The sequence below is a fragment of the Nocardiopsis codii genome, assembly GCF_036327455.1.
Lineage (GTDB): Bacteria > Actinomycetota > Actinomycetes > Streptosporangiales > Streptosporangiaceae > Nocardiopsis > Nocardiopsis codii.
Genome location: NZ_JAUZMY010000017.1, coordinates 158733 through 166883, shown reverse-complemented (window position 1 = coordinate 166883; position 8151 = coordinate 158733). Strand labels below are relative to the sequence as shown.

The window sequence follows — 8151 nt, the reverse complement described above, 5'->3', positions numbered from 1 at the left end:
GTGGGTAGTGTGGGGCATCGAGGGCCTTCCGGCGAGTCGGTGCAGATGTCGCAATCCACACCGATACCGGAGGCCCTCTTCGCGTGTGTCAGGGGGGTGGGTGTTACCAACCTCCGTGGTCAGTACACCTAGGGCGTACCGGACCCGCGACGGGCGGGGCGGCCTTCCTGGCCGCCCCGCCCGTTCCGTGTGCGCGGGCTCGGACGCGGACGCGGGCCCGCCGCGGGCCAGCCCGTCCGGCCCGCAGGCGGACCGGACGGGCCGGAGGCACGCACGGGGGCCACGGCTCAGGGCGGGGACCAGACGTAGGGGGTCGTGGTGGTGACGCCCTCGAATCCCAGGCGCCGCAGGATGGGTGCGCTGTCGCCGGAGGCGTCGACCTGGAGGTAGCGGACACCGCGCGCGGCGGCGATGCGGGCACGGGCCGCCACGAGGGACCGGTAGATCCCCTTCCCCCTCCACTCGGGGAGGGTCGAGCCGCCCCACAGCCCGGCGAACTCGGTCCCCCTCCGGAACACCAGCCAGGCGGCCGACACCACCTCCCCGTCGGCCTCGGCGACCATGACGGCGACACCGTCCGGGTCGGAGGCGACCAGGGCGATCAGGTCGTCTCCCAGCCAGCTCCAGTCGCCGCCCCACACCCGTGACTCCATGGCGGCGATCCGGCGCATGTCGTCCGGCTCGGAGACCCTCAGGAGGGCGACCTCGTCGGGCGGCGCCCCGGAGGCGATCACGTCGGTCCGGCCGACCATGACGGTCTCCCGCTCCTCGGGCACGAAACCGGCGGCGCGGAGGCGGTCGACGAGCTCCTCCGGCCGGTCGTGCCCGTGGGTCTTCCACTCCACCGCCTCGCCCCGTGCCGCGAAGCGGTCGCGCTGCCGCACGATGAGCCTGTCCAGTGCGTCTCCGCGCACGCCCAGACGGGGCGGCGCGGTGACGAGCCCCCGCCGCCGGCCCACCAGGCGTGTCACCGGGCCGTCCCGCTCGGCCGTCACCCCGTGCGGGAGATCGGCGGGGACGCCCCGCAACTGCTCGTCATAGGCCGCGAGCAGGCCTTCGATGTTCGTCACAGGTCATGACACCACGGGTCCGGCGGTCGCGGTCAACCCGTTTTCGGAGCGCGCCGGACCTCGCGCCCGCCTCCGGTCGGGGCACGCCTCCCGGCCGCCGCCCGGCCCCTGGCGGGTCAGCGCCTCCACTCCGCCCCGGGACCTTCTTCCCCTTCCACCTCCGCGCGCACGCGCGCGAGGGACGGGTTGGAGCACGCCCGCGGTCCGGGATCGGGCTTCCCTCGCGGGTGCGCGCGGGGAGGAGGGCGCCTGCCCGCGAGCCCTCGCGCGCGCACGCGCGCGAGGAGGAGAGGTGCGGGGCCCCGAGGGCTGATCCAGCGGGCCACTCGCGCGTGCGCGCGTGTGGAGGAGACGACGGCTCGGCCGCCGGGCGGCTCCGACGGGCCCTCCCGGCGCCCGGGGCGTGTTTCTCCGGAGGCTCCCGGGTCGGCGGGCGGCCTTCCGGGCGGCCTCCCCGCAGGACGGTGTGCGACGTTCGGCCCGGCCGTGCCTCACGAGCGCGGAGGCGCAGCGAGGGGAAACCCCGCGGACGCGAGTCCGTAAGGATGCGAGAACACGACCTAAGCGCGGGAGCGCGGGCGGGCCAGCACGAAGCAGTAGAGCACGGCGGTCGCGGCGACCGTCGTCACGCACATCGGCACGAAGGCGAGCTGGTAGGACTCGGGCTCGTCCGGGAGCGCCTGGAGGATCGCCCCCGCGGCCACCGTGCACAGCACCGCGGTCGTGAAGCCGCTCATGTTGACCAGGCCGGAGGCGACTCCGGTCCGGCTGGCGGGGATCCCGTCGCGGGCGAAGTCGAAGGAGATCGTCGGCGCGAGGGTCTGACCCGCCGCGCTCACCGCCATCACCGTCAGCCCGACGGCGACGGGCGTACCCCCTGGCCACACGACCAGCAGCACCCAGCCGACGCTCAGCGCCGCTCCGAGTGTCAGGGCCAGCCACCGCCGCACGTGGGGGCGGCGGCCGACCAGGACGCCCACGAACGGGGCCACCCACAGCCCTCCCGCCGCAAGACCGGTCAGGGTGAGCGCCGCGGTGCCCTCTTCCAGCCCCAGGCCGCTCACGAGGAACGGGTAGCCCCACAGCACCATCATCATCGTGAAGGGCGCCATGACGGCCGCGTGGTGCGCCATCCCGATGAGCGGGCCGCGCGCGCGGAGCGCCTCCTTGAGCGACTCCCACACCGAGATCGGGTCGGCGACGGTGGAGTGCCCGGCCGCGCCGACGGGGCGGTCGCGCACGACCAGCAGCACGAGGAGCGCCATCAGCGCGGTCAGGGCCGTGGTGGAGAGGAACGCGACCACCCAGCCGACCTGGCCCAGGGCCCAGGCGAGGGGCGCGGCGCTGGCCACCTGACCGGTGCCGCCGACCACTCCGGTGAGGCCGCTGACGAGGGCGTAGCGCGCACGCGGGAACCACAGGGCGGCCAGCCTGATGACGTTGAGGAAGACCAGGGCGTCGCCGAGGCCGATGAGGAACCGTCCGGCGACCGCCGTCTCGATGCCGGGCGCGAGCGCGAACAGGCAGGACCCGACCACCATCGCCACCATGCCCATGACGAGCGTGTAGCGCGGGCCGAGCCGGTCGGCGAGGAGGCCGGCCGGAACCTGGAGGAGGACGTACACCAGGAGTTGGAGCATCGGGAGCAGGGACAGCAGCGCCGGGCCGACGTCGAACCTGGCCTGGGCCTCCAGTGCGGCGACGCCGAGGCCGTTGCGGTGCAGCATCGCCAGGAAGTACCCGCCGACGGCGACTCCCCACACGAGCCAGGCGCGGGCGCCGCCCGTGGGCTCGGCGGACATGGTTCTCCCGTTCGGGGTAGTCCGGTCACCGGATGTCTCAGTCTCTGTCACTGGGCGACTTCTCTCCGTTTTGTACGACCTTTCCAGTGTCCTCCAGACGCGCGACCGCCCTTTACACCGGGGTAACACGGTGTGCAAAACCGGCCGATGCCCGACGGCGCGGGGGAAGGCGGCGTCGGCAAGACCCGGACTTGACAGGGTCAAGAGCGCACAACCTGCATGTAGTGACTTTTAGTTACCGAAAGCGCGCCAAGAGTCGCCAAAACGGGTGAGACTCGCGACAGCACGCGCAGGACTAGAGGCTTTTTATCCATCCCTCACAACTCGAACTCCAGATCGAAAAGAATCTTCTGAACAGGAGGTTCTTGGTTTTGCCCAGTCGATACCCTTTCGTTAAATGTGACATTGGTCACTCGCCAAGGCCTCGACTGCGAGGGGTGAGTTGCTGCTAGCATCCGGAGCGCAAAGAATAACTACGAGGTAACGACACCGTTCACACCTCACCAACTTTGTGGAGGGAATCCCGCCAAGGTCCCAGGACGGGCGGAACCCCCTCGAACCGCGGCGACGTGGCCGCACCGAGCACACACGGTCAGCACCGCGGCAACCGAGACCTACTGGAGACGACCTTGAGTCACTGGCGCCTGAACAATCCCCGGGCCTCCCGGGCGAAGTCGGCTCTCGCCAGACGAATCAAGCACAAGCCCCGGCACGCGTTCTGTGCCGAGCGCGCGATCACCGCGCTCCTGGGAGAGCTCGTCGCCGCGACCCAGCGCCACTTCTACTGGTCGGGCACCACGGAGATGGCCGTCATGTCGGTCCAGCGCGACGTCAACGTCTGGTGCCGCGACGGCCGGTTCTTCTGGAACGACCTGTTCCACGGCGGCACGGTCTCCCACCCCGCGAGCGACCCCGTCGGCGCAGCCGAACTCCTCAACCCCTTCGCACGGGGACCCGAGCCCGTCTACAGCCACGGCTTCGGCGCCGCACGCCAGCCGGTCGCCGCCTGACGCCTCCGCGCTCCGTCCCCGCCTCTCCCGCACCTCCCGCCCGGGCCCACGCCCGGCGCCGCCGTGCGCCCCGACGCTCTGGAACACTGGTGCGGGGGACACCCGTGTCCCCCGCACCAACGCCCAGAGCACAGTGAGGAGAGACCGGGAACCATGATCCTGATCGTCGTCAAGTACAGGGTCAGGCCGGAGGCCGTCGACCGCTTCCTCGACGAGGTCGCCGACTTCACCGCCGCCACCCGGGCCGAGCCCGGAAACCTGTGGTTCGAGTGGTCCCGCAGCGTCGAGCGCGAGGACGAGTTCGTCCTCGTCGAGGCGTTCCGGGACGGCACGGGCGAGGCCCACGTCAACAGCGATCACTTCCGCGCCGGCCTGGCCAGCATGAAGCCGCTCCTCGCCGAGACCCCGCTCATCGTCAGCCGTGTCGTGGACGGCGAGGGCTGGGACCGCATGGGCGAGCTCACCGTCGACGAGTAGTCGTTCCGGTACGCCGCCCCTGCGGTCGGACCACCGGACGGGTTAGTCTGCCGGTCGGTCATCCGACGACGGGAGGGCGGTCCGTGGGCACCTACACGGCGCGCGAGGAACGGTACGACACGACGGAGTACCGCAGATGCGGTGACAGCGGGCTGCACCTGCCCCGCCTGTCACTGGGCCTGTGGCAGAACTTCGGCGCGGACCGCGACCAGCTGAACCAGCGCCGCATCCTGCGCAGGGCGTTCGACCTGGGCGTGTTCCACTTCGACCTCGCGAACAACTACGGACCGCCGCCCGGCGCCGCCGAGGAGAACCTCGGCCGCGCCCTCGCCGAGGACTTCGCCCCCTACCGGGACGAGCTGGTCATCACCACCAAGGCCGGGTGGGTCATGGGCCCCGGCCCCCACCAGCGGGGCGGGTCCCGCAAGTACCTGCTGTCGTCGCTGGACCGGTCCCTGGCCCGGATGGGCCTGGACCACGTGGACGTCTTCTACAGTCACCGGCCCGACCCGGACACGCCCCTGGAGGAGACCATGGGCGCGCTCCACCACGCGGTGGTGTCCGGCCGGGCGCTGTACGCCGGCATCTCGTCGTACGGACCCGCCGCCACCCGTGAGGCCGCCCGGATCATGCGCGAGCTCGGCACCCCGCTCACCGTGCACCAGCCGTCGTACTCGATGTTCAACCGGTGGGTGGAGGACGGGCTGCTGGACACGGCGGCCGACGAGGGGATGGGCGTGGTGGCGTTCTCGCCGCTGGCGCAGGGCGTGCTGACCTCGCGTTACCTCGGCGGGGACGTCCCGCCGGACTCCAGGGCGGGCGTGGGCCGCCCGAGCTGGCGCGACAACATGCTGTCCGAGGAGGTCCTGGAGCGCACCCGCGCCCTGAACGCGATCGCCGCCGAGCGCGGCCAGACGCTCGCCCAGATGGCGATCTCCTGGGTGCTGCGGGACCAGGGACCGCGCACCGTGACGACCGCGCTCATCGGCGCGTCGAGCGTGGAACAGCTCGAACAGAACCTCGCGGCGCTGGACTCGCCCGGGTTCACCCCGGAGGAGCTGCGGCGCATCGACGAGTGGGCCGTGGACTCCGACGTCAACATTTGGGCGGGGGCCACCGCCTCACGGCCGTAGGGCGCGCCGGGCCGGGGCCGTCCGTCGGCGGTCCGGGCCGCCTCGGGCGCCGGGCCGGGCGGCTCCGCCCGGCCCGGCATCGCGGGTGGACCGCCCCGGCGGGCGACCCTCGGCACGGCTTCCGCGCCGTCCGAACCGGCCGGGCGGACCCCGGGACCCGCCTTCACGGAGCCGTGGCGCGACGTCGAACGAAACAGATCTTCGGACCTGCGGCATCAAAGGGTGACATCAAGGCACACACCCCCTGCGAACGGGTCGGAATCGTGCTCTTCCAGCGATCTTCTCGGGTTACGGTGACTCCTGAGAACCCTCCGGCAGACGGATCGGGCCGGCCCTGACGGGCCCCGAGCCGTCCTCCGCTCCTGGCCCCCAGAGGACCCATGCGCCCCCTCAACCCCGACGAGCCCACCCGGCTCGGGGAGTTCCGACTCATCGCCCACCTCGGTTCCGGCGGCATGGGCCGCGTGTACCTGGGCGCCGACCCGCGGGGGCGCCCCGCCGCCGTCACGGTCGTCCGCGCCGCGTACGCCGTCGACCTGGACTTCCGCGCGCGCTTCACCCGCGAGGCCGCCCTCGCGCCGCGCATGCGCAACCGCTTCACCCCGCCCCACCTCGGCCACGACCTGTCCGCGCCCGTCCCCTGGACGGCCACCGCGTACGTGCCCGGCCCCACGCTGCGCGCGCTCGTCCGGCGCACCGGCCCCCTCCCCGCGACGGCGGTGACGACCGTCGCGCGGGGGCTCGCCGAGACCCTGGACGCGGTGCACTCCACGGGCGCCGTGCACCGCGGCCTCACGCCCTCGACCGTGCTGGTGGACGCGCACGGGCCCAGGCTCATCGACTTCGGCGTCTCCCGGGCCGTGGACGGCGCCCGGCTCACCCGCCCGGGCGAGGGCGTCGGCCGCCCCGCCTACCTGGCGCCCGAACACCTCTCCGGCGGTGCCGCCACCCCGCCCAGCGACCTGTTCTCCCTCGGCGGAGCCCTGCTGTTCGCGGCCACCGGGGCGGACCCCTTCGGGGAGGGGCAGCCCTCCGACGTCCTGTACCGGGTCCTGCGGGAGCCGCCCGCCCTGGACGGGGTCCCCGGTTCCCTGCGCCCGCTCGTCGCCGCGTGCCTGGACAAGCTCCCCGAGAACAGGCCGACCGCCCAGGAGGTCCTCGACCACCTCGGCGGTCCGCTCCCGGCCGAACCGCCCTCCGCTCCGTGGCTGCCGCCGCGGGCCCACGCCGTGGTCGCGGAGACCGAGGAGGCCTACCGCTCGACGGCGGCCCCGCAGTCCGAAGGCACCGCGTCACCCGACCCCTGGGCGGCTTTCGCCCCCGGCTCGCACCCGGCGCCCACCGCCCGCCCGGGATCGGGGCGACGGCGCCGCATCGCGCTCCGCGTCGTCTCGCTCCTCGGCGTGGTGGTCCTCCTCGCGGGCGCGGGCCTGTACGCCGTCGCGCTCCCCGCCTGGGAGGCGGCCGGGGGGACCGGCGCCGCGCGCGACTGCTCCGCCTCCGGACGGATCTCGGAGAACCTCGCCCTCACCGGACCGCCGCAGGTCATGTTCCCCACCGGTGTCCCCCTCGAACTGTCCTTCTCCCCCGACGGCACCGTCCTGGCCGTCTCCCAGGTCGACCGCGTGACCCTCTGGGACTGGGAGGCGTCGCGCCCCCTGGCCCGGATCGACAACGAGGCGGCCACGGTGCCGCCCACCCCGGCCGCGTTCAGCCCCGACGGCTGCCTGCTCGCCTACGGCACCCTCGACGGAGCCGCGGTCACCGACCTGGGCACGGGCAGGGCGTGGACCGTCGGCCCCCGGCAGCCCGCCCGGTCCGCCGCCTTCAGCCCCGACGGGACCTCGCTGGCCGTGGGCGTGCAGAGCGACCCCGGCGCACGGTTCCTGCACCTGTACGACACGGAGGACTGGAAACTGACGTCCGCCCTGCCCGGGTCCGGGAGCCTCGGCGCGATCCAGTACTCGCCCGACGGCACGACGGTGGCGGGCGGCGAGGTGGACGGAGGGGTCGCGGTGTGGCGCGCCGAGGACGACGGGATCGACCCGCTGGGACTGGTCAGCGAACGCGCGGGCGTGGGGGCGGACGCCTTCGACATCCTGCCCGACGGTTCGGGGGTGCTGCTCATCCGCTCCGACCGCGTCCTGCTGGTCGAACCGGAGAACGAGCGGGTCCTGCGCGAGTTCGTGCCCGACGACGAGGACCACTTCCTGGTGGACGTCGCGTACAGCGAGGCGAGCAGCCGGGTGTTCGCCGCCCTGCTGGCCCCGGGCACGGGGTCGGGCAGCACGATGGCGTGGGACTACCGCGACGCCGCCAGCGCCCGGCTCGGCCAGGACCTCCCCCGCCTGTTCCCGCTCGCCCTGTCCCCCGACGGGGCGAGGCTGGCCGGGCTGCGCGCGGACACCGGGGACCTGGCCGTCTACGACACCGACCTGTCGCTGCTCGGCGTGATAGGCGACTGACCCGGGCCGGGCGCCCGTACGCGTCCGGGCCGGTCGGGGAGGAGATGGCCCGCGACACGTGGTTCCGGACGCGGTTCGGCCGGGAGGCGCCCGCCGTCCGGCGGGTGCGCGGCCGTTCACCCGGGACGACGCCGACCACGGCACACCGGAGGTCGTCGACGCGCTGTTCCGACCGGGCCCCGGGCACCTTCCGC

Annotated in this window: 6 protein-coding genes; 4 read left to right on the top strand and 2 right to left on the bottom strand. The window is 73.5% G+C overall.

The genetic code is table 11. The features are described 5' to 3' along the window. Positions 1 to 287: 287 nt before the first annotated feature. The gene (locus tag Q8791_RS18215; protein ID WP_330092927.1) at positions 288 to 1070 is read right to left on the bottom strand and encodes a GNAT family N-acetyltransferase; all 783 of its coding nucleotides are present in this window, start codon (positions 1068 to 1070) and stop codon (positions 288 to 290) included. A gap of 560 nt (positions 1071 to 1630) precedes the next feature. Further along, positions 1631 to 2872, bottom strand: coding sequence for an MFS transporter (locus tag Q8791_RS18210; protein WP_330092926.1), 1242 nt, complete (start codon positions 2870 to 2872; stop codon positions 1631 to 1633). 629 nt (positions 2873 to 3501) lie between these two features. Between Q8791_RS18210 and Q8791_RS18205 the strand changes: the two genes are divergently transcribed. The 4 genes from Q8791_RS18205 (at position 3502) to Q8791_RS18190 (ending at position 7957) form a co-directional block, all read left to right on the top strand. Beyond that, positions 3502 to 3882, top strand: a complete 381-nt coding sequence (locus tag Q8791_RS18205; RefSeq protein WP_330092925.1) for a hypothetical protein — start codon at positions 3502 to 3504, stop codon at positions 3880 to 3882. A gap of 153 nt (positions 3883 to 4035) precedes the next feature. Continuing rightward, complete coding sequence (locus Q8791_RS18200; RefSeq protein WP_330092924.1) at positions 4036 to 4359, top strand: putative quinol monooxygenase; 324 nt, start codon at positions 4036 to 4038, stop codon at positions 4357 to 4359. An 83-nt stretch (positions 4360 to 4442) separates the two neighbouring features. Then, positions 4443 to 5492, top strand: coding sequence for an aldo/keto reductase (locus Q8791_RS18195; RefSeq protein ID WP_330092923.1), 1050 nt, complete (start codon positions 4443 to 4445; stop codon positions 5490 to 5492). Between the two features lie 380 nt (positions 5493 to 5872). Then, entirely contained in the window at positions 5873 to 7957 is a 2085-nt protein-coding gene (locus tag Q8791_RS18190; protein WP_330092922.1) for a WD40 repeat domain-containing serine/threonine protein kinase, read from the top strand. Positions 7958 to 8151: the final 194 nt, after the last annotated feature.